This window comes from Heyndrickxia sp. FSL W8-0496 (assembly GCF_038007825.1).
GTDB classification, from domain to species: domain Bacteria; phylum Bacillota; class Bacilli; order Bacillales; family Bacillaceae_C; genus Heyndrickxia; species Heyndrickxia oleronia.
This window is the reverse complement of record NZ_JBBOXX010000001.1, coordinates 1,179,481-1,203,431: the sequence shown is the minus strand read 5'-3', so window position 1 is coordinate 1,203,431 and position 23,951 is coordinate 1,179,481. Positions and strand designations below refer to the sequence as shown.

General features: G+C 35.2%; 22 protein-coding genes and 1 riboswitch. Of the genes, 10 read left to right on the top strand and 12 right to left on the bottom strand.

What is annotated here, in order from left to right:
• Positions 1-33 precede the first annotated feature (33 nt).
• From NST63_RS06000 to gnd, 4 genes are all read right to left on the bottom strand, one after another.
• On the bottom strand, positions 34-744 hold the full coding sequence (locus NST63_RS06000; protein ID WP_212944651.1) for a ComF family protein: 711 nt from the start codon (positions 742-744) through the stop codon (positions 34-36).
• Positions 737-2,119, bottom strand: coding sequence for a DEAD/DEAH box helicase (locus tag NST63_RS05995; protein ID WP_212944652.1), 1,383 nt, complete (start codon positions 2,117-2,119; stop codon positions 737-739). The genes NST63_RS06000 and NST63_RS05995 overlap by 8 nt, the downstream gene beginning before the upstream one ends.
• Positions 2,120-2,175: 56 nt before the next feature.
• The gene (locus NST63_RS05990) at positions 2,176-3,018 is read right to left on the bottom strand and encodes a DegV family protein (protein WP_212944653.1); all 843 of its coding nucleotides are present in this window, start codon (positions 3,016-3,018) and stop codon (positions 2,176-2,178) included.
• A gap of 201 nt (positions 3,019-3,219) precedes the next feature.
• On the bottom strand, positions 3,220-4,116 hold the full coding sequence (gene gnd, locus NST63_RS05985) for a phosphogluconate dehydrogenase (NAD(+)-dependent, decarboxylating) (RefSeq protein WP_212944654.1): 897 nt from the start codon (positions 4,114-4,116) through the stop codon (positions 3,220-3,222).
• 278 nt (positions 4,117-4,394) lie between these two features.
• Here gnd and NST63_RS05980 point away from each other — a divergent pair, with 278 nt between their 5' ends.
• A complete protein-coding gene (locus NST63_RS05980; RefSeq protein ID WP_212944655.1) occupies positions 4,395-5,024 on the top strand; it encodes a DUF2569 domain-containing protein in 630 nt (209 codons plus the stop codon).
• 140 nt (positions 5,025-5,164) lie between these two features.
• Here NST63_RS05980 and NST63_RS05975 read toward each other — a convergent pair whose 3' ends face one another.
• From NST63_RS05975 to NST63_RS05950, 6 genes are all read right to left on the bottom strand, one after another.
• A complete protein-coding gene (locus tag NST63_RS05975) occupies positions 5,165-5,734 on the bottom strand; it encodes a nuclear transport factor 2 family protein (RefSeq protein WP_212944656.1) in 570 nt (189 codons plus the stop codon).
• Positions 5,735-5,873: 139 nt separating this feature from the next.
• Positions 5,874-6,590: a trehalose operon repressor gene (gene treR / locus NST63_RS05970; protein ID WP_071977777.1), complete on the bottom strand. Its 717-nt coding sequence runs from the start codon at positions 6,588-6,590 to the stop codon at positions 5,874-5,876.
• Between the two features lie 150 nt (positions 6,591-6,740).
• Complete coding sequence (gene treC, locus NST63_RS05965) at positions 6,741-8,414, bottom strand: alpha,alpha-phosphotrehalase (protein WP_212944657.1); 1,674 nt, start codon at positions 8,412-8,414, stop codon at positions 6,741-6,743.
• 85 nt (positions 8,415-8,499) lie between these two features.
• The gene (gene treP, locus NST63_RS05960) at positions 8,500-9,903 is read right to left on the bottom strand and encodes a PTS system trehalose-specific EIIBC component (RefSeq protein WP_212944658.1); all 1,404 of its coding nucleotides are present in this window, start codon (positions 9,901-9,903) and stop codon (positions 8,500-8,502) included.
• Between the two features lie 883 nt (positions 9,904-10,786).
• Positions 10,787-11,467 carry a response regulator gene (locus tag NST63_RS05955; RefSeq protein ID WP_058003586.1) on the bottom strand — a complete coding sequence of 227 codons (681 nt, stop codon included), beginning with the start codon at positions 11,465-11,467 and terminating at the stop codon, positions 10,787-10,789.
• 81 nt (positions 11,468-11,548) lie between these two features.
• Entirely contained in the window at positions 11,549-12,688 is a 1,140-nt protein-coding gene (locus NST63_RS05950) for a sensor histidine kinase (protein ID WP_212944659.1), read from the bottom strand.
• 342 nt (positions 12,689-13,030) lie between these two features.
• Between NST63_RS05950 and NST63_RS05945 the strand changes: the two genes are divergently transcribed.
• Both NST63_RS05945 and NST63_RS05940 read left to right on the top strand, forming a co-directional pair.
• On the top strand, positions 13,031-13,672 hold the full coding sequence (locus NST63_RS05945; RefSeq protein WP_058003584.1) for a YigZ family protein: 642 nt from the start codon (positions 13,031-13,033) through the stop codon (positions 13,670-13,672).
• 566 nt (positions 13,673-14,238) lie between these two features.
• Positions 14,239-15,273 (top strand): LCP family protein, encoded by a 1,035-nt coding sequence (locus NST63_RS05940; protein WP_212944660.1) that lies wholly within the window; start codon positions 14,239-14,241, stop codon positions 15,271-15,273.
• A gap of 140 nt (positions 15,274-15,413) precedes the next feature.
• On the opposite strand, the gene NST63_RS05935 is transcribed toward NST63_RS05940, so the two are convergent.
• Positions 15,414-15,659, bottom strand: coding sequence for a hypothetical protein (locus NST63_RS05935; RefSeq protein ID WP_212944661.1), 246 nt, complete (start codon positions 15,657-15,659; stop codon positions 15,414-15,416).
• A 416-nt stretch (positions 15,660-16,075) separates the two neighbouring features.
• Here NST63_RS05935 and NST63_RS05930 point away from each other — a divergent pair, with 416 nt between their 5' ends.
• The 7 genes from NST63_RS05930 to NST63_RS05900 all read left to right on the top strand — a co-directional run bounded on the left by NST63_RS05930 (position 16,076) and on the right by NST63_RS05900 (position 21,817).
• Positions 16,076-16,249 carry a hypothetical protein gene (locus tag NST63_RS05930; RefSeq protein ID WP_212944662.1) on the top strand — a complete coding sequence of 58 codons (174 nt, stop codon included), beginning with the start codon at positions 16,076-16,078 and terminating at the stop codon, positions 16,247-16,249.
• 124 nt (positions 16,250-16,373) lie between these two features.
• The gene (locus NST63_RS05925) at positions 16,374-16,505 is read left to right on the top strand and encodes a YjcZ family sporulation protein (protein WP_212944663.1); all 132 of its coding nucleotides are present in this window, start codon (positions 16,374-16,376) and stop codon (positions 16,503-16,505) included.
• Between the two features lie 222 nt (positions 16,506-16,727).
• Entirely contained in the window at positions 16,728-17,366 is a 639-nt protein-coding gene (locus NST63_RS05920; RefSeq protein WP_341041572.1) for a response regulator transcription factor, read from the top strand.
• Position 17,367: 1 nt separating this feature from the next.
• Positions 17,368-18,471: a sensor histidine kinase gene (locus NST63_RS05915; RefSeq protein ID WP_212944665.1), complete on the top strand. Its 1,104-nt coding sequence runs from the start codon at positions 17,368-17,370 to the stop codon at positions 18,469-18,471.
• 118 nt (positions 18,472-18,589) lie between these two features.
• Complete coding sequence (locus tag NST63_RS05910) at positions 18,590-19,528, top strand: ABC transporter ATP-binding protein (protein ID WP_071975054.1); 939 nt, start codon at positions 18,590-18,592, stop codon at positions 19,526-19,528.
• Positions 19,529-19,550: 22 nt separating this feature from the next.
• Positions 19,551-20,672 (top strand): ABC transporter permease, encoded by a 1,122-nt coding sequence (locus NST63_RS05905; RefSeq protein ID WP_341041570.1) that lies wholly within the window; start codon positions 19,551-19,553, stop codon positions 20,670-20,672.
• Positions 20,672-21,817, top strand: coding sequence for an ABC transporter permease (locus tag NST63_RS05900; RefSeq protein WP_212944667.1), 1,146 nt, complete (start codon positions 20,672-20,674; stop codon positions 21,815-21,817). Before NST63_RS05905 ends, NST63_RS05900 begins: the two co-directional genes overlap by 1 nt.
• 954 nt (positions 21,818-22,771) lie before the next feature.
• Here NST63_RS05900 and NST63_RS05895 read toward each other — a convergent pair.
• The gene (locus tag NST63_RS05895) at positions 22,772-23,617 is read right to left on the bottom strand and encodes a bifunctional 5,10-methylenetetrahydrofolate dehydrogenase/5,10-methenyltetrahydrofolate cyclohydrolase (protein ID WP_212944668.1); all 846 of its coding nucleotides are present in this window, start codon (positions 23,615-23,617) and stop codon (positions 22,772-22,774) included.
• Positions 23,618-23,812: 195 nt separating this feature from the next.
• A riboswitch (ZMP/ZTP riboswitch) is annotated at positions 23,813-23,897 on the bottom strand.
• Positions 23,898-23,951: the final 54 nt, after the last annotated feature.

Below are 23,951 nucleotides of genomic sequence, written 5' to 3'. Positions count from 1 at the left end.
TATTGATAAATTTGTTAAACCTAATTTACTTTTTTATCCACGTGCTACCGTAAGGGCTGTTACCGAATTTGCACCTGCTTCTTTCAGTTCCTTCGCTGCATGCCTGAGTGTTGATCCGGTTGTGTATATATCATCAATCAAGATAATGGATCGGTTCATAATTAGGGACGGGTTCCTTACTGTAAAAATTTGTTGAAGATGTATCCGTTCTTGTCGTGATTTTTTTGATTGTTTTTCGGTATGGGTGCGATGTAGATTATCCATTACCTGTAATCCTGCTTCATTAGCGAGTGCTGCTGCTTGATTGAAGCCTCTTTCCTTTAATCTTTCTTGACTAAGCGGAATGGGGACGATGGCATCATAATCGAGAGTTTTTAAGATCTCATTTATTTTCCGCGAGAAAATCTTGCTAAGAATATAATCGCCGCGGAATTTGAAGCGTGCGATGATGTCCTTAAGAAAATCATCGTACTCATACAAAGAAATATTTTTATCAAGCACTCCTTTCCATTTCTGATCTTCTTCCCATCGTTGGCAATCGAGGCAGAGGGTTTCTTCTACAATGTATTCCTTTTGGAGTTTTTCCATTGGTCGACCACAGGTATGACAGATTGGCTGTTTGATTGGAATTAGCTTATTTTCACAGTCATTACATAAATATTTGGGAGGTTGTGGTAGGAAAAGTGTAGTCCATTTCGGATCAAATGCGATAGGTATATGGCAATTCAAACAATAATCATGCATCAATCAATCCCCTTTCTCTTGCTTCTTTATTCATCTGAACGATATGGCTGTATGCTCTATTCATTGCCATTGTCTTACCATGGTGAAAAAAAGTAATTGTTCCCTTTGGATATTGGGCACTTCTACCAACTCGGCCGGAAATTTGGACGAGGGCTGCTTCGGTAAAGATTCCGTCCTCCGCTCCTACGATCGCGACATCAATGTTTGGAAAGGTGACACCACGCTCCAGAATCGTCGTTGTGAGTAGAACAGGGGTTTCTTTCTTCCGCATTCTTTCTACTTTTTCCTTACGATTGGGATCTTCAGCATGAACCGTTTCTATGTTTGGATGTAATTGTTGAAAAAGTGGGGCTATTTTTTCCATTAATTTGATGTTTGGAAGAAAGATTAATGTTTGTTTATTTGCTTGCAATCTTGCCTTTATCCATTTTTCGATTTTGATAGGAATTTTTCCTTTTTCAAAGGACTTTCTCCAATTGCCACACCAAGCAAATTCAGGTATTGGCAATGGTAGACGATGGAATCTTGCGGGGATGGTGACATAGGGACGTTTTCCAGCAAGGCATTCCTGTTGCCATGTTTGGTTTGGAGTCGCCGATAAGTAGATTTTTGCCGCATTATTTTTTGCAGCTTTTTGCACTGCCCATTGCAAGGTATGATCATAGGAATAAGGAAAGGCGTCAACTTCATCGACAATCATGAGATCAAATCCATGGTAGAATCGAAATAATTGATGGGTGGTGGAGATTGTCAGTGGAGAAAATTTGTTTCGATCCTCACTCCCACCATACAGGGCCACAACTTGAATGGTAGGAAATACCTTTTGTAGTCGAGGAGCGAGCTCAAGGACAACATCTGTCCTTGGGGTTGCGATGCATACCCGCTGTTTTTGCTTTATCGCTTCATTGATGCCTTCGAAAAGTACTTCTGTTTTTCCTGCTCCACATACCGCCCAGACCAAAAGCTCAGATCTTGTATGAACCGCTTCAATGACACGCTTTGACGCCGTTTGTTGTCCAGGAGATAGGGTACCGCTCCACTCTAATGCGGATTCTGTTAGGTCCATTTCTGGTGGTGGACCAATCCAATGGTAAAGAGGTGTACAAGTGGATACTCGTCCCATCATGATGCAATTCCGACAATAGGTACAGCTTGATTGGCAATTCGCACATGGGAATTGCGCAAAAAGATGTAGAAACATGTTTCCGCAACGTTCACATTGAAATTTGTTATTTGGGGTAATTCCTGGTAGAGCGGCAATGAATTTATTTTCGAGATGTTTTTTGATAAGTGCTTTTGGAAAGGGAATTTCAGTTAAGAGGAGTTTACGTCCTGAGAGAAAGGTTTGAAGTTCTTGTGAGAAAGGTTGAGTCATTTCTTCACTCCTTTTTATAGGTTATAGGCTGTCTGATAACAGACAGCCCTATTCACTTACTTTATTGTCCAGGTTAAGCCCATCGCACCTTCACCTAAGTGAGTGGCAATGACCGGGCCAAAATAGCTGATGGAGAAATCTACATTTGGATAGAGCTGTTCAAGTTCAGCCTTCCATTCCTTTGCATCCTCCTCGCGATTTGCGTGAATGATGGATGCCTTTAAGGCTGTTCCTTTAGATGCATCTTCGCCAATTAGTTCACTGATTCGATTCATTGCTTTTTTGCGGGTACGGATTTTTTCAAATGGAACAATCACCTTGTCCACAAAATGAAGGAGAGGTTTCACTTTTAGCAAGCTTCCGATAATGGCTTGTGCACTTGTAAGACGTCCACCTCTTTGAAGATTGGATAAATCATCGACCATGAAATAGGCACGTAAGGATGCTTTCAATTCGTCAATTCGGGAGATTATTTCTTCAGGGGATTTCCCTTCCGCTGCCATTTTTGCTGCATCAATGGCATAAAAGCCTTGTGCCATACAGCTAATTTCCGAATCATAGGCATATACTTTTACCCCTTCAACCATTGTTCCTGCGGTTACTGCACCTTGATAGGTTCCACTAATCCCACTCGAAAGGTGGATACTAATAATCGCATCATAGTCCTTTGCTAGTTTTTCATATAAAGCAAGAAACTGACCTGATGATGGCTGGGATGAGGTTGGCAAGCGATCCTGTCTTTTTAATTCTTCATAGAATTGTCCAGCAGTAATATCTATTTCCTCTTCATAGGTTTCTCCGCCAATAACGACACTCAGTGGAATCATATGTATGTTTAACTCTTCTCGGACGTCCTTCGGGATATAGGCTGTACTGTCCGTTACGATAACTGTTTTCATTTTCTCTTAATCATCCTCAGTTTAGTTTTATTTCCATTTTATAAAAGAATCTCCAGATTGGAAAGGAGAATTTATAGTTTGGACACCTATACGATCAAAACACTATTATACGAATGACTCGTTATGAATGCAAACAATCAAAAGATAAAAAAAACACTTAAGAAACATTTGGTTTCTTAAGTGTTTTAAATGGCTTATCTATTATTTTTCTACTACTGCGTGTCCGCCGAATTCATTTCTTAGAGCAGCAACTACTTTACCTGTGAATGTATCATCCTCTAATGAACGGTAGCGCATCATAAGAGATAATGCGATAACAGGAGCAGCTGTTTGGAAGTCAAGTGCTGTTTCAACAGTCCATTTTCCTTCACCTGATGAATGCATTACACCTTTGATTTTATCTAGTTTGCTGTCTTTAGAGAAGGCATTTTCCATTAACTCCATTAACCATGAACGAATAACTGATCCATTATTCCATACAGTTGAAACTTTTTCGTAATCATATTCGAATGGGCTTTTTTCTAGGATTTCGAAGCCTTCAGCGATTGCTTGCATCATTCCATATTCAATTCCATTATGTATCATTTTTAGGAAATGACCGCTTCCTGCTTTTCCAGTATATAAATACCCTTTATCAACAGAGATTTCTTTGAAGATACTTTCTACTTGATCAAAGGCTTCTTTGTCTCCACCAATCATTGTACATGCACCGTTACGAGCACCCTCTACACCGCCACTTGTACCGCAATCAAGATAAGAAACACCTTTTTCCTTTGCTACATCATAGCGTCTTAATGAATCTTTATAATGTGCATTACCGCCATCGATGAGAATGTCTCCTTCATCAAGTAATGGAAGCAATTGATTGAAAACCTGCTCAGTAATTTCGCCTGCAGGAACCATCATCCAAATTTTACGTGGACGATCAAGCTGTTTCACAAGTTCTTCTAATGTATAGGCTCCTTGACCACCATCTTTAGAAATATTATCTACTGATTCTTTATTTACATCATATGCTGAAACTGCATGTCCTTTTTCCATAAGGTTTAATGAAAGCTGATAACCCATTTTACCTAAACCAACCATACCTATTTGCATGTCATCTGCCGCCTTTCAACTTTTTTTCACAATACCTTCATTATAAAAGAAAAAAAATTCCGTGCAAGTTTTTCGATTCCTATTCTATTGAAAAGTACCTCCTTAAAATAGGATCCACTAATCATTGTATAACTAGTATTACCTAAGCACTCAATTATTTTCCATCTAGTTCCTTAGTAGGAATTTTAAAAATAGTTGTTCAACTTCTAGATTGAATCATCTATGCTTTATAGGTAGTGGATAATTTAGGATAATTTGGATATGAAAGGGGAGGCTTCATGAAATCTGGAGCACTAACACCTATTTCAAAATATGAGGGAATTGGTGGCTGGTTAATTCTTGTGATGATTAGCTTACTATTAACGACTATAGCTTCAATTTTTTTCGTTAAAGATATAGTAGTAGATTATTTCCAACCAGAGGTTTGGCGTGAAATTACTACCGCTGGATCTGATTTCTATCATCCATTATTTGTACCAATCATTATTTTTGAAGTATTGATTAATTGTATCTTTTTTGTCATTGTACCTATTTTCTTATTAGTACTTATGTTCAAAAAGAATCGTCTTTTTCCGAAAGCAATGATTTACTATTTAGTTGGTAGTCTTATTTTACAAATTATTGATACTGCTCTTGTCGTTAACACCATCTATACTTTGGACGCCTACAAAAATATTCAACCCGAATATACAGCGAGTGCCAATAAGGAAATAGGACAATCCCTTATATACACACTCATCTGGGTTCCATATTTTCAAATATCCAAAAGAGTGAAAGCTACCTTTTTGAAAGAGCCATTTAATTATAAACCAACGAAGAAAGAAACCGCTGTAGCGAGTATACCGGCAGAAAACCTGTTCCGCACCTATCACAATAAAAGAGTTGTTTTAGTTAAAGGAAAAACGTAGGAAGGAATTGAAGAAAAACGTCCTTTTTCGGATAATTAGTAGCCTTATACAAGGGGTCAAATTTCTTGGACCTCAACCTCTTTTATAGTAGAAAAAGAGTTTGTCTATTATAGGATCAGCTCCCAAATAGACAATCTCTTTTATTTTGTTTCCATCGCAAAGGTGGCGTTTAATTTCCACTGCCCATCCTCTTTTTTGAACGTATTAATTTGACGACTTAGTTGTTCGACCTTTTTCTTAGAGCCAGTTTCCGAAACAATGGTTTTCATTTCTGTAAAAATATTGGCTTCATTGTCCTTATAATCAATAATAATCACATTTTGCGGATTGATTTGAATATCAGTTGTTTCAAAGATATTTTTTATATAATCACGTTCTTCATCCAACTTAAAAGAGGTCGGATTTTTCGAAATGGTACTCATATAACCATCTAGATCCTTTTGATTAAAGGTTTTAACATGTTGATCAAATGCAGCAAGTAGAGCCTTTTTCTCATTAGCTGGGATATTTTCGGCCTCCTGAATTGGTGGCGGCGTAGATTCACCAATATTTTCACTAGTTGAAGCATTGCTATTTTCTTGCTCATTATTAGTAGTTACCTTTGTATCTTCTTTTTTATCAGACGACTCCTCTTCTTTTCCACAAGCAGCTAGCATTAACGCCCCTACTAGCATGAAGATAAGCAGAAGTCTCATTTTATGTATATTCATCGGACACGACCTTTCAATCATAATATCTTTATTTTATTGAATATGATTGATATAGACAACTTCTTAAGTGTATATGTAAGAAATACTACATAAATATGGTAAAAAATTCAAAAAGCGCACTACAGCGTAGTGCACTTCATCAATGTCCCCTTCTAGCAAAATCTACGAAACGAAATTTATCGAGACGGTGTCTTGATTCCGTGTATTGAAATAGACTAGCGTCTTCTAAGTAAATATAGTTTTTAACAACGACAATATGCTTATAATCCTTTAAATCTAAATAACGATAATCTTCTTCGGTTGGTTCATCTACAGATATTTCTTTTTTGGCGAAGCTTATTTTTAGGCCTAGTTCTCCTTCAAGATAAGCAAATAGAGAACCTTCACAAATTTCCTTGCTCAAAGTTGGAACGACGGATTGTAATACATAGTCCTTGTCCAAAATGATTCGTTCATTCTCCAATTCTCTGGCACGGGCAATCTTCCATACTGAATCTTTTCCATTTATATTCAGTTGCTTCTGAATATAGGGATCTGGCTTCTCTAAATCTAGTTCACAGACGATTGTTTTCCACGGTTTCCCCATTTTTTCAGCTAATTCTTTAAAGCTTACTAGACCAGATACCGGGAAATCATATTTTCCTACATCTAAAGTAAAAGAACCCTTGCCTTTTATTTTTTGAATATACCCATTTTGAGATAAAAGATTTAATGCTTTTCGAACGGTTTCACGAGATGTTCCATACTGTTCAACTAATTCATTTTCCGATGGTAGTTTTGTGTTTGGCTTAATATTTCCTGATTGAATTCGTTCAACTAAATTTTCATAGATGGTTAAAAACTTATTTACGCGCATTGTATATCACCGTTTTTTCAGCTCATTTTAAAAGGCCGTTTTTTCGTATAGTAAATAGCAAAATTGCTAAAGAAAAAGCCTACTAATTAAGAGTCAAATATTAATTCCTATATTTGTCATTGTACAAAGAACTAGCCTAATTAACAATGCTTATTTTTTTAAGTGAAAAATGATTGACTCATAAGGACGTAGTTGAAGTCTATTCATATGTTTACTTGAGTCTGGATAGTTGGACAATAGAATTTGAATGTCGTACTCTTCTATATCGATTTCTTTAGGTAATTCAAAACAAGTCTCTTTATCATAAAAATTATTAATGATCATTAATTTTTCATTCTTGCCGTTACGAGCATAAGCAAATATTTCTGGATGATCTCCCAATATTAATTGATAATCCCCATCTGTAATGATGTCATAATTCCTACGTAGCTGGATTAGCTTTTGATAATGATAGAAAATAGAATCCTTATCATGGAGCGCATTTTCTACATTAATCTCTTTATAATTAGATGCTACACTAATCCATGGGGTTCCCGATGTAAATCCTGCATTAGGCTTGTTATTCCATTGAACAGGTGTACGTGAATTATCACGAGACTTTTCCTGCAAAATCGCTAAAATTCTCTCCTCAGAATAGCCTTTTTCCTTCATGATTTCATAAGCATTCAAGGATTCCACGTCACGATAATCTTCAATTTGCTGAAAGCCTGGATTGGTCATTCCGATTTCTTCACCTTGATAAATATAAGGTGTGCCTTGCATCATATGAATGGTTGTGGCGAGCATTTTAGCGGATTGCTTCCAATACTTTTTGTCATCTCCAAATCGTGAAACAATTCGTGGTTGATCATGGTTACACCAGAACAAAGCATTCCAACCACCACCTCGATGCATTTCTGTTTGCCATGTTGAGAGTATTTCTTTCAATTTTATAAAGTCAAAATCCGCTAGTGTCCATTTATCTCCTTGATCATAATCTACTTTTAAGTGATGAAAATTAAAGGTCATACTAAGCTCATGACGTTCAGGATTCGTATAAAGAATACAATCCTCGATGGATGTAGATGACATTTCACCAACGGTCATCGCTTCATATTTTGCGAATACCTCCTGATTTGCTTCCTGTAAAAATTCGTGTATTCTTGGACCATCTGTATAAAACTTTCTCCCGTCCCCTGTTGGATCATTTGGAAAGCGCTGATCCTTTGAAGCTAAATTAATAACATCTAAGCGAAAACCATCTACCCCTTTTTCAAACCAATAATGCATCATTTTATATACTTCATGTCTGAGCTGATCATTTTCCCAGTTTAAATCTGCTTGGGTAACATCAAACAAATGGAGATAGTACTGCCCTGTCAGCTCGTCAAATTCCCAAGCTGATCCACCAAATTTAGATCTCCAATTATTAGGGGCTGTCCCATCTGGACTCGGATCCTTCCAAATATAAAAATCACGGTATCGATTATCTTTAGAAGCTCGTGCCTGTTTAAACCACGGATGCTCGGTTGATGTATGGTTAACTACAATGTCCATTATTAATTTAATATCGCGCTTATGTGCTTCCTGTAAAAGTAATTGAAAGTCTTCCATCGTTCCATAGGGCTTGTAAATTTGATAATAATCACTAATATCATAGCCATTATCATTTTGAGGGGATTCATATATAGGAGTTAGCCAAAGTACATCGATTCCAAGCTCAGATAGGTAATCCAATTTTCGAATGATTCCTAGTAGGTCCCCTTCTCCATTTCCCGTTGTATCATAAAAGCTTTTTGGATAAATTTGATATACAGTTGCTTTTTTCCACCAAGGTTGTTTCATCTTATATCACCACTTTTTATATTTCTATCGAAGGGGTGTCGATTTAAGTAGTCTTGCCTTTTAATCGACAACCCTCTTCATTAGATTAGTTTGATTTTTTGAACTTCGCGAAAATGATTGTTAATACAAATGGTACAACTAACACAATGGCCATTCCGACAAAGAATGCCCCCCAATTTTGTGGGAAGATCGATAGGAAGGCCGGTAAGCCACCTACACCGACTGATGGTGCTTCTACTCCATTAATGGTAATAAGCATCCCTGCGATAGCAGAACCAATTATCGCTGCAATAAAGGCAAAACGATAGCGCAAATTAACACCAAACATTGCCGGTTCAGTAATTCCTAAAAACGCTGAAATTGCAGATGTTAACGATAGACCTTTTAGCTTTTCATCCCTTGTTGCAAACATCATTCCTAGTGCTGCTGCACCTTGAGCGATATTTGAAAGAGCGACCATCGGCCAGAGGAAAGTGCTTCCAGTTGATCCGATCAATTGTAAATCCACCGCTAGGAATGTGTGATGCATTCCTGTAATAACTAGTGGTGCATATAGTAAACCATAAATAATTCCGCCAAGTGCTGGTACTGCATGGAAAATGCCAACGACTGCATCTGTAATTACATTTGCAATAGCAAAAGTAATTGGACCGATAACGATAAATGATAAAAATCCAGTAATCAATAAGGCAATCGGGGCAACTAGTAAAAGTTGAAACGCATCAGCAATTCGTTTTTTCAAAAATATTTCTAGTTTCGCTAATACATAGGATGCCACTAAAACTGGCAATACTTGACCTTGATAACCTACTTTTTGGATTTCTAATCCAAATAGATTCCAAGTTGGTATTTCTTTCGTTGATCCATAAGCCCACGCGTTTAATAAATCAGGATGTACAAGCATTAATCCAAGCACAATCCCCAATAATGGATTTCCACCGAACTTCTTTACTGCAGACCAACCAATTAATGCTGGTAAAAAGGTAAATGCTGTATTTGCAATTAAGTTAATAATGCTTGCAAAGTCACTCCACTGTGGGTACACTTCGACAAGCGATTTTTTATCAAAGAATATACCTTGACCAGTTAATACATTGTTGATACCCATTAATAAACCAGCAGTAACGATGGCTGGTAGTATTGGAATAAAGATGTCAGCAAGTGTTTTTACTGCTCGTTGAATCGGATTAAGTTTTTTAGCAGCAGCATCTTTGATTTCTTGCTTAGAAGATTCCCCAATCCCCGTTTGGCGGACCATTTCTTCATAAACCTTATCAACTGTACCTTGACCAATAACCACTTGAAATTGACCATTTGCAGAGAATGCACCTTTGACAAGATCAATCTGTTCCAGTTCTTCCTTGTTTACTTTACTTTCATCGTTTAAGGCAAAGCGTAATCGAGTGACACAGTGAGTGGCAGCTGCGATATTTTCTTTTCCACCAATTGCCTTAACAATTTGTTCAACCGAATGTTTGTTAACACTCATTTCTCCCATCCTCCTGTTACCGTTTTCATTTTCACGGTTTTTTATCATGCTCTTTTCTAAGTCTTTGCTGCTGTTTTTGTAAAATTCGGTATTAGGATTTTCAACTACTTATTGTTTTTCTGTTGAAATTAGGGTACAAAAAGACAACCTAGCCAGATTATTTACATGAAAAAAGCGACAAACTATGCGAAGAGCGTGTTTGAAAATTAATATGCGGTTACATTTTCCCCTTTCTGATAATTCCTTAAATTATTCCCCATTATCTGATTCTCCAAAGGAACTGGTAAATATTAAAGATTTTAAAAGAATAATAGATACCGCTTACAAATAATTTATTACTTGTATATACAAGATAGAACTTATAGTTTTATATTAACTTGTATATACAAGTTGGTCAACTAAAAAATTTGGAGGAATGTTAATTTTTCTATTTTTCATTTAAGTTAGTGGTCAATAATTGAACTTTATTGTTATGGTCGAGGTACTATTTCTAAGTTATTCATTTATTATCCGTTTCGTCTTTCTTGAAAGCATTTTTCTCTTCGTTTACCCCTTCTTTGTTTCAAGCTTCAGGCTGAAACATATTTTTCTCCTTTTTCTCTCTTTATTTGTCTCAAGATCGGGTTTTGAAACACATTTTTCTCCTCTCTCCCTCTTTATCTGTCTCAAGAACCAGTCCTGAGACACATTATTCTCCACATCCCCATTTTATCTGTCTCATGACCCACTACTGAGACACATTTCCACTCCATTTACCTTTTTATCTGTTTCAAACTCCACTCTAAACACATTTTCACTACATACTGCCTTTATCCGTCCCAGCTCTCTTTCCCTAGACAAAAAAACACTCCTCAATTGAACTTGAGGAGTGTTGATGAAAAAATTATCTTACTTCGACCCAACCATTTTTGATTGCTGCAACGACTGCTTGGGTACGATCGTTGGCGTTCATTTTTTGCAGGATATTGCTAACATGGTTTTTAACGGTTTTTTCACTTATGTAAAGAGTTTCACCAATTACACGGTTACTTCTTCCATCTGCAAGTAATTGGAGAACTTCGCATTCACGTGGTGTAAGAAGATGTAGTGGGCGAACCACTTCGGGTTGCTGATAGCCTGTACCATTATTATGGCGATTGGCTAAGCGACGGAACTCTTCAACAAGGTTACGAGTGATTTTCGGGTGAAGGTAGGATCCTCCATCTGCTACAACCTTGACTGCATCAATTAATGCATCTGAATCCATTTCCTTTAAAAGGTAGCCTGTGGCACCTGTTTTTAGTGCATGGGTTACATAGTTTTCATCATCATGAATGGATAAAATAATGACTCTTGTTTCAGGATACGTTTCTACTAATTGACGAGTCGCTTCAATCCCGTTTTTATTTGGCATATTAATATCCATTAATACTACATCTGGCTTTGTTTCTTCAATTAACTGAAGGGCGCTAGCACCATCATCACCTTCTGCGACAATTTCGAATGTTTTTTCGAATTCTAGTATTCTCTTAACACCTTCACGAAACAATTGATGGTCATCTATAATAGCTATTTTTGTAGTCACACTTTTTTCCTCCTTATAAAGTGTTTTTTCAAAGACACTTTCACAATTGTGTGTATTTCATATATTTCAATTTTTATAGGGTTAATCAAATTTCACTTGTATCATAACAATGGTTCCTTCACCAATTTTGGAATCTATCGTTATTTTTCCATCAATAATTTCAACTCGTTCTCTCATGCCCATGATTCCAAATGAACCTTCTTTTTTCTCACGAACATCAAAGCCTTTTCCATTATCTTTCACAATAAGGAATACACTATCTTGTTGCATATCGATCTTCACATGGATTTCACTCGCTTGCGCATGTTTAATCGCATTTTGTACAGATTCCTGAACTAAGCGAAATAGGGCTACCTCATATTTTGATGGTAGACGATATTCCTGACCTAGATTGATAAAATGGAACGTTACCCCATTATTATATTCTTCGGTTCGTTCTAGGTATTTTCTGAGGGTCGGAACTAAACCTAAATCATCTAATGCCATAGGACGTAAATCATAAATAATACGACGGACCTCAGATAAAGAGGATCTTACCATTTTTTTCAGGCTCTTCACTTCTTCTAATGCATTTACAATTCCTTGCTCACGATAGACCTTTTCAACTAAGTCAGATCTTAGGAGCATATTTGCAAGCATTTGTGCCGGACCATCATGAATTTCCCGTGAAAGCCGTTTCCTTTCTTCCTCTTGTGCTTCTATGACACGAAGACCAAAATCTTGCTTTTCTTTGGCATCTTCAAGTGCACTACCAATCTCCTTTAAATCACTTGTTAAATAATTTAATACGACACTCGTTTGTGATACAAGATTATTTGCACGATCAATTGTTGCCTCTAAATGAATGAGCCGTCTTTCTAATTCATCCCGTCTCCTACGTAATTGCTTCTCTAATTCAAGATTCATTGAATATTTCATCTGATAATTATGAGCAATTTCATAAGCTTCTCGAACTTGCTCTTCTGTATAATCGCGAAAATGCTGACTAACAATAGATAGACGTCTTCTTGACTGACGAGTTTTTACTTCGAGATCTTCTCCCTCATCAATCACTTGAGAAACCATTACTTTTACTTCTTTTAACTCATCAGAGAGAGTTTCATACTCTTGGCGGCATTGTTCTCCGATTTGGAAGATTTCGGATTTGCTAGAATCAACGGTATTTATCATCTTTTCCAAGATTTGATCCAATGTCCTTACATCAATTTTTTTCAGTGACATCTCCATTCCTCCAAGGCAAACTTCCTCTAATTTAGAGTAATTTTACCTCTATTTACAAAAAGATTCTATGCGAAAAATGTGTAAATTAAAAAGTTAGTAAAATATCCCTAATCTAAAAGTTCGATAGAAGGAAAACCTATAGTAACAAAGATATATTCGCTACAAATACTTGAATTTCCTCTATAAATTTTATTTCAACTCTTTTATTATATCATTTAATTTTAGCAAGATTAAAATGATAGAAAAATGTGAGTATCAAAACATTTAATTCGCTGTTTAAATTTTGTTATAGTGAAAGAAGAAAAACGTTTGAACTTTGAATGTACTATAGGAGTGAAATAGATGTTAAAAAAGTATTATACGGTTAAAGGTGATGGTGAACACGAGATCATTATTCAAAAATCTCGGTTCATTGCCCATATCCATCGTGCAACAACCGAAGAAGAGGCCCTTCACTTTATACAAGAAATTAAAAAAAAACACTGGAATGCCACTCATAATTGCTCAGCTTATATGATCGGACAACAAAATCAAATTCAAAAGGCAAATGATGATGGGGAGCCTACTGGTACAGCCGGTATTCCTATGCTGGAGGTATTAAAAAAACGTGATTTGAAAGATACCGTTGTTGTGGTGACACGTTATTTTGGAGGAATTAAATTAGGAGCCGGTGGATTAATTCGTGCATACGGTAAGTCTACTTCTGAAGGGATTAATGCAACTGGGATTGTCGAAAGAAAGAGAATGACCATTATTACGACAAAAATCGACTATACTTGGTTAGGCAAAATTGAAAATGAGCTACGATCTTCCATCTATCAAATAAAAGACATTCATTACTTGGATCATGTTGAAATTGAAACCTATGTAGAAGAAGATGATCATGAGACCTTTATTAACTGGATAACAGAATTAACAAACGGTCAAGCGACCATTACAGTTGGAGAGTCTCTCTATCTCGAATTCGATGTTGATCCTCAGTAATATTATTCGTAGAGCTGTGATACTTCATAGCTCTTTTTTTGATTTTGTACATTTTTTTATATCTAATAAGGATCCAGCGTGACTTTGAAGATAGTAGCTCTTTTCTAAGTGGATTGAAAGTCTTTCAAGGTAATCAATAGCAACAATATTTTAGAAAAGTTGGCAACTCTTCAATCTTTCTGCGTAAAATAAATTAATAAATATATAAGGATGCTTTCATATAAAAAGATATTTTACACATATAGCATATAACCTTATTTTATTACCTTTACACCCATCCCCTACACCCGATATCGAATTTTTCATTGCAAAAATCACTATATTAGAAAAAGCTGAAAAAAATAGGAAAAGCGCGTTACAAAAAATTCATTTTACAGTCAATAATATACATAGTAAAATAAAATTTGACATAATTTATGAGAAAAATAGAATAATATGAAACTTTTTATCATTTGTAACCGTCTAGAATGAATCTGAGATTATCAAATTCAATCTTGCTACACATCGAAACTTAAAAAAATTAACATTTAACCTTAAAAACAAACTTTTTTATAAGGAGTGTGGGTATGGGAAGACAGGAGAAAAGTATGAATAAGAAAAAGAAAAAAAGAAAACTCATTGCGTGGTTGGTTATCTTTCCAATCTTATTACTAGCATGTTCATTCACGGCATATGGTGCCATTCTATATAAAAAGGCAGAAAGAGCAGTCAATGATTCATATAAGGAAATAGACGGGAGAAAAGGGAAATCAGAATATCGAGAAGCAAAGGTAGATCCATATACAGATAATATTTCGATTTTATTTATTGGGGTAGATGGTAGTGATGCAAGAAATTATGGTGATGCTACCCGTTCAGATGCCTTAATGTTAGCAACATTAAATGAAAAAGAAAAAACAGTAAAACTCCTTAGTATTCCACGAGACTCCTATGTATATATAGATGATGTCGGCTATAAAACCAAAATTAATCATGCCCATGCGTATGGAGGGATCAAATCAACGGTTGATACGGTTGAAAATCTACTTAAAATCCCTGTTGATTACTATGTAGAAATGAACTTCTACGCATTTATGGAGATCGTTGATACGTTAGATGGGATTGAAGTAGAGGTACCATATAAAATTTCCGAAATTGATTCAAATGATAAAAAGCATGCCATTCGCTTGGATCCAGGACTTCAAACATTAAATGGTGAAGAGGCACTTGCACTTGCCAGAACGCGTAAACAAGACAGTGATATCATGAGGGGACAACGTCAGCAGGAAATTATGAAGGCCATCTTAGATAAAGCTACCTCAGTAAAATCCGCTACAAAGTATAGTAATTTAATCGATGCGGTTGGTTCAAATATGACAACGAATATGACATTTTCAGAAATGAAATCATTAATTGAATATGGTCTTTCAGGTCATTTAAATATTGAATCACTAACACTTGCAGGAACTGACTCAATGATTGATGGTGTATACTACTATCAACTTGATGATGCAGCACTTGAAGAAATTAAAACAAAGTTATCCACACATTTAGAACTAAAAAATAATGTGGCAAATGTGGATACAAATAATAATTACGATGAAGAAGAAAATAACTATTGATATAGTCTCTTTACAAAGCAAAAATTGACTTAATTTAAAAAACCGCGAAATTGTGATCGCGGTTTTTTTTAATGAATACCCTATTCGGCAAATCCTTACCTTAACTTTCATGATTTCCCAGGTAATAGTGACAAATTATGCTATTTTCCATTGCTATTTTTGGCTATATTTTTTGAACTGCTATATAGACCACTTGCTGATAGGCCCAACATTAGTCCAACAATAATGCCTTCTTTAATATTATCTGTGAGATAAAAGAAACTAAGTAAAAGGCCAAGAATAATCGCTACATATGGGGAGTATTTAATTGGAAGTCCTGCTCGTTTAGCCAATTCAACCAATCCAGCAATAAGTGGGATTAATGCTACATCATAAATTTGAAACATATAATCTTCCCCCTTTTCTATAGGCTCTTCACTAATCAGCGTTTAAAAAGTTCACTATTTTTTCTACTACCGATTGAAAGTATTTGCTGAAGAAAAGAGCTTGCAGGTAGCTACATAAGATGATAAGCCTTAATAAGTCCACTATCTTACTTATAAATATATGCAGCTTGTCAGCTGATTGGAACGGCTTACTTATAGATTTCATTACATCCAAGTAAGAAAATTCTGTTAATTTAATTATAATTTATATTTCACCCTTTTACTACTGCCCATAGTACTAGGACTAAGCAATAAAATTGATTCTTTTTAACGTTTGTGAATATTGCCCTATTTTTCTAAGAACACTTTCGACTGGAATCATCTTACAAGTAATAGTAAAATTATACTAAAAAGGAAAATGAATATAGGAGGACCCTATGGTTAAAGTCACTTTTTTGGAAAATGACGAAAAAATTCAAGTTCCAAATTATAAGGAAACAATTCATGAGCTTTTGCAAAATGGAAGCACAGCAATTTTTCCAAATTTATATGAATATGATAAGCTATCTCTCAATTTAGATGAAATAAAAATATATCTGCAAAAGCAATAACTAAACAATTATTATTACTTTACAGATTAATTTATTACTTATTTTCAACAATAAACATTTGTCCATTTCAAATGGCACCTCTCTTACATAAAGTAAATTATCTGGTTAAAGGGAGGTGTTATTTATGAGCTGTGGTTACGGCGGAGGTTACGGCTATAGTGGTGGCTATGGTGGCGGATCAACATTTGTATTGATTGTTGTATTGTTTATCCTTTTAATCATTGTTGGCGCGTCTTTTGTTGGCGGTGCATACTAAATGAATTGAACGAAGCGTTATTGACGCTTCGTTCTTTTATTTGTAGCATGATCCACTTGTTCAGCTCCGACAAAAAAGGACTGGTCACTTCACAGAGCAGACCTTAGATCCAAATAGGAACTTAACAAAAGACTAAAAACATTTTTTACTTATTTTTTTCCATTTATCATAGGCATATAATAGTAATATTGGAACAAGATTATAATAATGGATGTGATGAACATGAAGATAAAAATCATCATTGCGGATGATAACTCTTTTATCCGAGAAGGATTGAAAATCATTTTAAATACATATGAGGAATTCGAAGTTTTGGATACCTTGAATGATGGAAAGGAAGCAGTTGACTATTGCAAAAATAACGAGGTAGACGTGGCATTATTAGATGTACGAATGCCCCATATGAACGGGGTTGAAGCAACAAAAATCATTTCCGAAGAAACGAAAACGAAACCAATGATATTAACAACATTTGATGATGATGAGTACATATTAGATGCAATAAAAAATGGAGCAAAAGGCTATTTATTGAAAAATAATGAACCAGAACGGATTAGAGATGCCATTAGAAGTGTGTATAACGGAAATAGTATCATTCAGGATATTGTTTTAGAAAAAATTAAGTCCAATTTATTAGAAGCAAAGGAGACTGAAACAAAAATTGATCCCACTATGTTTACGACCAGAGAAAGAGATATTATGTCTCTTATTGCTAAGGGATATTCAAATAAGGAAATATCTAAGCAGCTATTTATTTCAGAAGGAACGGTTGCTAATTATATTACCTCGATCTTAGGAAAAACTGGTCTAGAGCATCGGACACAAATCGCGATTTATATTATTACAGGAAAAGTAGATTAATATGGAAAATTGGATCATTTTAAACAAAGTTCTTATTTTACTTTTTATCATTATCAACGGAATACGGGGTATAATTGACAGTCTTTCATGGTTTGTTTTTGCACTCATTTGTTATTTCTGTATAAATATTGCTGTCTATATTTTTAAGCAAAGGATGTTAAAATGGATCTTCTTCCTATTATCTATTACCCTATCCATTTTGGCCTATGTATTCATCCATCCTTTGTTTATTTTTCTATTGCCATTATCACTAATTGAATTGTCATCACATATAATTGAACGAAAATGGGTTCAGCTGTTCACTTCTGTCATTCCCATTTTTTACATAGAAAAAGCATTACAGCCTGAATATTTCTTTATTGCTATATCAAGCTTTATCATATTCAACATTGCTACGAAATATCAAATTGGCATGCTAAAAAATGAGCAACAAATTGATACAATGAGAAAGTCGATTCAAAAGCTGACAAAAAATTTGAACGAAAATAATGAGTACATTAGACAATCCGAATACACCTTTAAATTGGAGGAACGAAACCGCATCTCTCAAGAGATTCATGATAAAATTGGCCACTCAATGACAGGGGCCCTTATCCAAATGGAAGCAGCGAAACGCTTACTAGAAATTGATAAAGAGAAAGCAACGGAATTACTGCAAAATGCCATTAATATTTCCAGTGATGGCATAGAAAACATTCGTTTAACATTAAAAAATATGAAGCCTCCAACAGCCCAAGTTGGAATCCATCGAATGAAACTCTTTATTGAAGAGTTTTCTTCCAAGCATCATATAAAAACTGCTTTTACTCATCATGGAAATATGGACATCCTTTCCCCAATCCAATGGAAAATTATCCATGAAAATATAACGGAATCATTAACAAACTCACTGAAATATTCGACTGCTACCTTTATTTCAGTAGACATGAAAGTGCTGAACAAGGTCATTAGAGTTGAAGTAAAGGATAATGGTTCTGGAGCAGATAAAATCAAAAAGGGGCTAGGTATCATTGGTATGGAGGAACGTGCTGCAACCATTCATGGAAAAGTAATCGTAGATGGGACTAATGGGTTTTCCGTTACTACTCTCCTTCCTATTGAATAAATGAAATTCTCATACAAAAAATATGAATATTTTCATATGAAAAGGATGAACGATTACACTTATATTCGTTCATTCTTTTTTTTATACTAACGATACAAACTTATTTAGGGGTGAGAGGATGAACGTTTTAGAGATAAAAAACTTAACAAAAAAATTTGGTGATTTTATTGCCGTTGATAATATGTCCCTTTCTGTTCAGGAAGGAGAAATCTTTGGTTTTCTTGGTGCCAATGGTGCTGGTAAAAGTACAACGATTAATATGGTTGCAGGGCTATTAAGACATAATGAAGGAACTATCAATATTCTTGGCAAAAACATTATGAAAAATAGCCGTTTTGCCAAAATGAATATCGGAATGGTCCCTCAGGATCTAGCCATTTATGAGGATTTAACTGCCTATGAAAATGTAAAATTCTTTGCGGGACTTTATGGTTTACGTGGAAATGCTCTCCGAGCGAGTGTAGAGGAAGCATTGGAATTTGTCGGTTTACAAGATAAACATAAAAGTTATCCGAAAAATTTCTCAGGTGGGATGAAACGACGCCTGAATATTGCTTGTGCCATTGCCCATCAACCAAAGCTCATTATTATGGATGAACCAACTGTTGGGATCGACCCACAATCAAGAAATTATATTTTAACCTCTGTTCGAAAACTAAATGAAATGGGATGTACGATTATTTATACAAGTCATTATATGGAAGAGGTTGAGGAAATCTGTTCACGAATTGCTATTATTGATCATGGAAAAATCATTGCAGAAGGAACAAAGGAACAGCTTAAATCGATTATCACCAATACGAAAGATCTTTGGATTGAGGTCAAATCTACTGATAATATTGATCTTGCAGCTATCAAAGCTATTAATGGAGTCGAAGCCGTTCAAATAGATGAGAACTGCATCAAAATCAATTCTGATACAGGTGTGAATAATTTAAATCAAATTATTGAACATTTTATAGGTAGTCATGTTGAGATTCGCTCTCTACAAGAAAAAGCACCAAATTTAGAAACCGTATTTTTAACATTGACAGGTAGAAATTTAAGAGATCAATAAATACAGAAAGGAGGTTATTGGAATGAATATTTTTCATATCGCGATGAAAGAAATCAAATCTGATTTTCTAGATATTCGTACTTTGGTATTTATGCTTGCTTTTCCGATCGTCTTAATGCTTGTTTTAGGCACTGCCCTTTCAAGTACTTTTAATGCAAGTATAACAATAGACGATATGAACGTTTTATATAAAGACCAATCAAATGGAGAGTTTTCCGAATATCTCAATCCATTCATTAAGGTAGCTGAAAAAGAAGGAATTCATTTTAAAAAAGCCGCTGAGAATGCTAATGGAAATGAAGACATGAAACAGAATAAATATGATGGATATATAGAGATTAATCCAAAAGGCATTCAGCTTTATTTAAATAACCAAAACAGTATAGAGGGCAATATTCTTCAAGGGTTGTTAACCTCATTTGTTGATAAATACAATATTGCTTCACAAGTAGTCAATGTCGCTCCTGAAAAAGTGGGAATGGTATTTACTAATCAGAAACATGAATCATTTATTAAAGAAACTTCTTTGTTGCCTGAAAAACAACCTGGCTCAATGGATTATTATGCCATTGTAATGACAACAATGATCGCTCTTTATGGTGCGATGTCTGCTAGCTCCTTAATCAATGGAGAAAGAATTCGAAAGACAGCGATTCGTTTAATTGTCTCCCCAGTAAAAAAGAGTGAAATTTTTATCGGAAAAGTTCTTGGAAATGTTGTACTTAATTTCATTTGTGTATTGCTAGTTGTCTTCTTGAGTAAGTTATTGTTTCATGTCAATTGGGGAGATAATATTTGGATGATATTTCTTGTTCTACTAACTGAAGTAATTCTAGCTGTTAGCTTTGGACTCGGAATAAGCTATATTACTAAATCTAGTGCAGCAGCAACCACCATTATTATGCTGGTCATTCAACTCTCCTCCTTTTTTGGTGGTGCTTATTTTAAAATCGAAAATCCAGAAGGAATGATGAATTTTCTTACAAAGCTTTCCCCCTTAACATGGGAGAACCAAGCAATCACAAAAATTATTTATGCGAATGACTTTTCGGCAGCAATTCCAGCACTTACGATAAATATTTGTGTCGCCATTGTATTTTTATTGATCGCTGTTACCTTTTTAAAAAGACGGGAGGGATTATAATGAAGGATATTCTTTGGTTAGTCGGTAATACGCTTAGTGTCACCTTTCGTAAAAAGAAAAATATCATTATGTATCTATTCATGCCATTAATCGGGATCTTCATTGCCCTTGTTGCCTATGGTGGAGATACAAAAATGAACCTTCATGTAGGTGTTGTGAATCATGATCAACAGGAAATTTCACAAGATACGGTCAAATTTTTACAAGGTTTAAAAAATGTAAAGGTATCAAAAATCAATGAGTCCCAAATTCAAGATACAATAACATCTGGAACGCTCGACACCGTTATCACCCTCGATGAAGGGTATTCTGAAAGTGTCTTAAAAGGATCTCCACAACATATCGAAATCACCTCCATCAAAGGAGCGGCAATAACTAGTTATGTAAAATCCTATTTGTATCAATACATCGATAATATTTCTACTATTAGCCAAATAGCAGATGGTAATCAACAATCATTTGATAAAATGTATAAGGACTTTCAAACAAGTACCTTTAAAGTGACAACTCAAGTCGTATCAGATACGTCTAAAGGAAAGGGAATGACCTATACAACAGTAGGTTTCCTAATTATGATCATGCTCATGTCAGCAGGAAATATGTCAGAGATTATTCTAACAGAAAAAGAAAATCGTACCTATTTTCGATTATTATCCACACCGATTAGTGCACGAAAATATATCCTGTCTAATGTCATTGTAAACATGATTGTAATGACAATCCAAGTGATCATAACACTAACGGTGTTAACGACTGTATTTAATATCGATATTCAAATTCCATTGATTGAAGCAGCTCTAGTGTTATTTACTTTTGCCTTAGTCGCAGTAGGTCTCGCATTAGTAATCGTTTCGTTTTCAAATAGCAGGAGTGCAGCAAATGCTCTGCAAAATTTAATTGTCCTACCTACCGTTATGCTTTCTGGATGCTTTTGGCCATTAGAGGTTATGCCAGACTCTCTCCAAAAAATCGCTAATTTCCTTCCACAGCGCTGGACATTGTCTACGATAACAGCACTTCAGGAAGGAAATACACTTGGAAGCTTATACTTAAACTTTATGATTCTACTTGGTTTTGCACTTGCATTTTTCTTAATTGCCATCTACAAATTTGGTCGAAATAATAATACAAAGAGTTTTGTGTAGATAGTTGTTTTAAGCCTATTCTTGTTTATTGAGAATAGGTTTTTTTAAATTTTAGGGTTGACTTTTTTGTGTGGTTTTCCACTTTTCTTGTTTGGTCTTTCTCTTTTCTTGTGCGGTTCATCCTTTTTATTGTTCTGTCTTTTACTTTTTTTGATTGGTTTCTACTTTTTTGTGTGGTTTACTCATTTTCTTGTGTGGTCCTTCTCTTTTCTTGTGGGGTTCATCCTTTTTATTGTTCTGTCTTTTACTTTTTTTGATTGGTTTCCACTTTTTTATGTGGTTTACTCATTTTCTTGTGTGGTCCTTCTCTTTTCTTGTGGGGTTCATCCTTTTTATTGTTCAGTCTTTTATTTTTTTTGATTGGTTTCTACTTTTTTGTGTGGTTTACTCATTTTCTTGTATGGTCCTTCTCTTTTCTTGTTTGGTTCATCCTTTTTATTGTTCAGTCTTTTACTTTTTTTGATTGGTTTCTACTTTTTTGTGTGGTTTACTCATTTTCTTGTGTGGTCCTTCTCTTTTCTTGTTTGGTTCATCCTTTTTATTGTTCAGTCTTTTACTTTTTTTGATTGGTTTCTACTTTTTTGTGTGGTTTACTCATTTTCTTGTTTGGTTCATCCTTTTTATTGTTCAGTCTTTTACTTTTTTTGATTGGTTTCTACTTTTTTGTGTGGTTTACTCATTTTCTTGTTTGGTTCATCCTTTTTATTGTTCAGTCTTTTACTTTTTTTGATTGGTTTCTACTTTTTTGTGTGGTTTACTCATTATCTTGTGGGGTCTTTCTCTTTTCTTGTCTGGTTCATCCTTTTTATTGTCCTGTCCTTCGCTTTTTTTGATTGGTTTCTACTTTTTTGTGTAGTCTTTCCAATCTTTTGAACGTTCTTCTTCCTTTAATTGATCCTGATCCAGTCAATTTTTTAGCAAACAAAAAGGATGAGACTACTCTCATCCTTTCGATTAATTTGCTTTTAATGATTCTTCCGCTGCATCAACTGTATGTTTTAAAAGCATAGATATTGTGACTGGACCTACGCCACCAGGAACTGGAGTGATTGCACTTGAGTTTACAAGGCAAGCTTCATAATCTACATCCCCGATGTTTCCTTTGTTGTATCCAGCGTCTAATACAACGGCACCTGGTTTGATCCAATCACCTTGAATAAAGTTTGGCTTTCCAACGGCAGCTACAACGATATCAGCCAATTTTACGATTTCTGCTAAATTGGTAGTTCGTGAATGACAGGTCGTTACCGTTGCATTTTCATTTAATAGTAAGGCAGATACAGGTTTGCCTAAGATTGGGCTTCTACCAATAACAACGGCATGTTTTCCTTCAATCGGAATTTCATAGTAATCTAAGATTTTCATAATCGCAGCAGGTGTACAGGAAGGAAATTTTCCAAACCCTAATGCAGTTTGTCCGTATCCAAAGCTTGTTACTCCGTCAACATCCTTACGAATATCAATTGCATCAAATGCTTTTCGCTCATCAATTTGGGACGGGACTGGGTGTTGAAGTAGTATTCCATGTACGGTGTCATCTTCATTTAAGTTTTGAATGGTTTCTAAAAGTTCCTCTGTTGATGTTTCTTTAGCGAGATGGATTTTTATTGATTTCATTCCAAGCTTTTCACAAGCTTTTCCCTTCATATTTACATATGTTTCTGAGGATGGATCATCCCCAACTAGAATTGTAGCGAGGCATGGAGTGATCCCCTTCTTAACAAGGTTTTCCACTCTTTCTTTCAAGCTATTTTTCACACTGTCAGCAACTAATCTTCCATCAAGAATTTGTTTTTCCATTAAGAAACCTCCTTAAAATGTAAGGCTCTTTTCTCAAACATTATTGCAATTGAAGTAATAATGAATGCTGAAGGGGTTACATTAGAAAAGAGCTGCAAACTTCATAAGAACCGCTGTATTGAGTGTAAAAGCCGACTGTTAGGCTTTTACAAAAATAAAAAGAGATAAGGGTGGTGAATGATGTTCTACCTTCCTTATCTCTGCCCAGACGACCCGACCCGATATAAACACAGCTCCCAAGTGGTCTATTCCACAAATGTCGTCAGTTACTGTGTTAACAATGATTTAACTAATTCGATCATATCACATAGAATATGGATTCTCAATATCATCA

Bases quoted from the DNA above. Each gene is read 5' to 3' on its own strand.
- NST63_RS06000 (WP_212944651.1), bottom strand. From the start codon at position 744: ATGCATGATTATTGTTTGAATTGCCATATACCTATCGCATTTGATCCG.
- NST63_RS05995 (WP_212944652.1), bottom strand. From the start codon at position 2,119: ATGACTCAACCTTTCTCACAAGAACTTCAAACCTTTCTCTCAGGACGT.
- NST63_RS05990 (WP_212944653.1), bottom strand. From the start codon at position 3,018: ATGAAAACAGTTATCGTAACGGACAGTACAGCCTATATCCCGAAGGAC.
- gnd (WP_212944654.1), bottom strand. From the start codon at position 4,116: ATGCAAATAGGTATGGTTGGTTTAGGTAAAATGGGTTATCAGCTTTCA.
- NST63_RS05980 (WP_212944655.1), top strand. From the start codon at position 4,395: ATGAAATCTGGAGCACTAACACCTATTTCAAAATATGAGGGAATTGGT.
- NST63_RS05975 (WP_212944656.1), bottom strand. From the start codon at position 5,734: ATGAATATACATAAAATGAGACTTCTGCTTATCTTCATGCTAGTAGGG.
- treR (WP_071977777.1), bottom strand. From the start codon at position 6,590: ATGCGCGTAAATAAGTTTTTAACCATCTATGAAAATTTAGTTGAACGA.
- treC (WP_212944657.1), bottom strand. From the start codon at position 8,414: ATGAAACAACCTTGGTGGAAAAAAGCAACTGTATATCAAATTTATCCA.
- treP (WP_212944658.1), bottom strand. From the start codon at position 9,903: ATGAGTGTTAACAAACATTCGGTTGAACAAATTGTTAAGGCAATTGGT.
- NST63_RS05950 (WP_212944659.1), bottom strand. From the start codon at position 12,688: ATGTCACTGAAAAAAATTGATGTAAGGACATTGGATCAAATCTTGGAA.
- NST63_RS05945 (WP_058003584.1), top strand. From the start codon at position 13,031: ATGTTAAAAAAGTATTATACGGTTAAAGGTGATGGTGAACACGAGATC.
- NST63_RS05940 (WP_212944660.1), top strand. From the start codon at position 14,239: ATGGGAAGACAGGAGAAAAGTATGAATAAGAAAAAGAAAAAAAGAAAA.
- NST63_RS05935 (WP_212944661.1), bottom strand. From the start codon at position 15,659: ATGTTTCAAATTTATGATGTAGCATTAATCCCACTTATTGCTGGATTG.
- NST63_RS05930 (WP_212944662.1), top strand. From the start codon at position 16,076: ATGGTTAAAGTCACTTTTTTGGAAAATGACGAAAAAATTCAAGTTCCA.
- NST63_RS05925 (WP_212944663.1), top strand. From the start codon at position 16,374: ATGAGCTGTGGTTACGGCGGAGGTTACGGCTATAGTGGTGGCTATGGT.
- NST63_RS05920 (WP_341041572.1), top strand. From the start codon at position 16,728: ATGAAGATAAAAATCATCATTGCGGATGATAACTCTTTTATCCGAGAA.
- NST63_RS05915 (WP_212944665.1), top strand. From the start codon at position 17,368: ATGGAAAATTGGATCATTTTAAACAAAGTTCTTATTTTACTTTTTATC.
- NST63_RS05910 (WP_071975054.1), top strand. From the start codon at position 18,590: ATGAACGTTTTAGAGATAAAAAACTTAACAAAAAAATTTGGTGATTTT.
- NST63_RS05905 (WP_341041570.1), top strand. From the start codon at position 19,551: ATGAATATTTTTCATATCGCGATGAAAGAAATCAAATCTGATTTTCTA.
- NST63_RS05900 (WP_212944667.1), top strand. From the start codon at position 20,672: ATGAAGGATATTCTTTGGTTAGTCGGTAATACGCTTAGTGTCACCTTT.
- NST63_RS05895 (WP_212944668.1), bottom strand. From the start codon at position 23,617: ATGGAAAAACAAATTCTTGATGGAAGATTAGTTGCTGACAGTGTGAAA.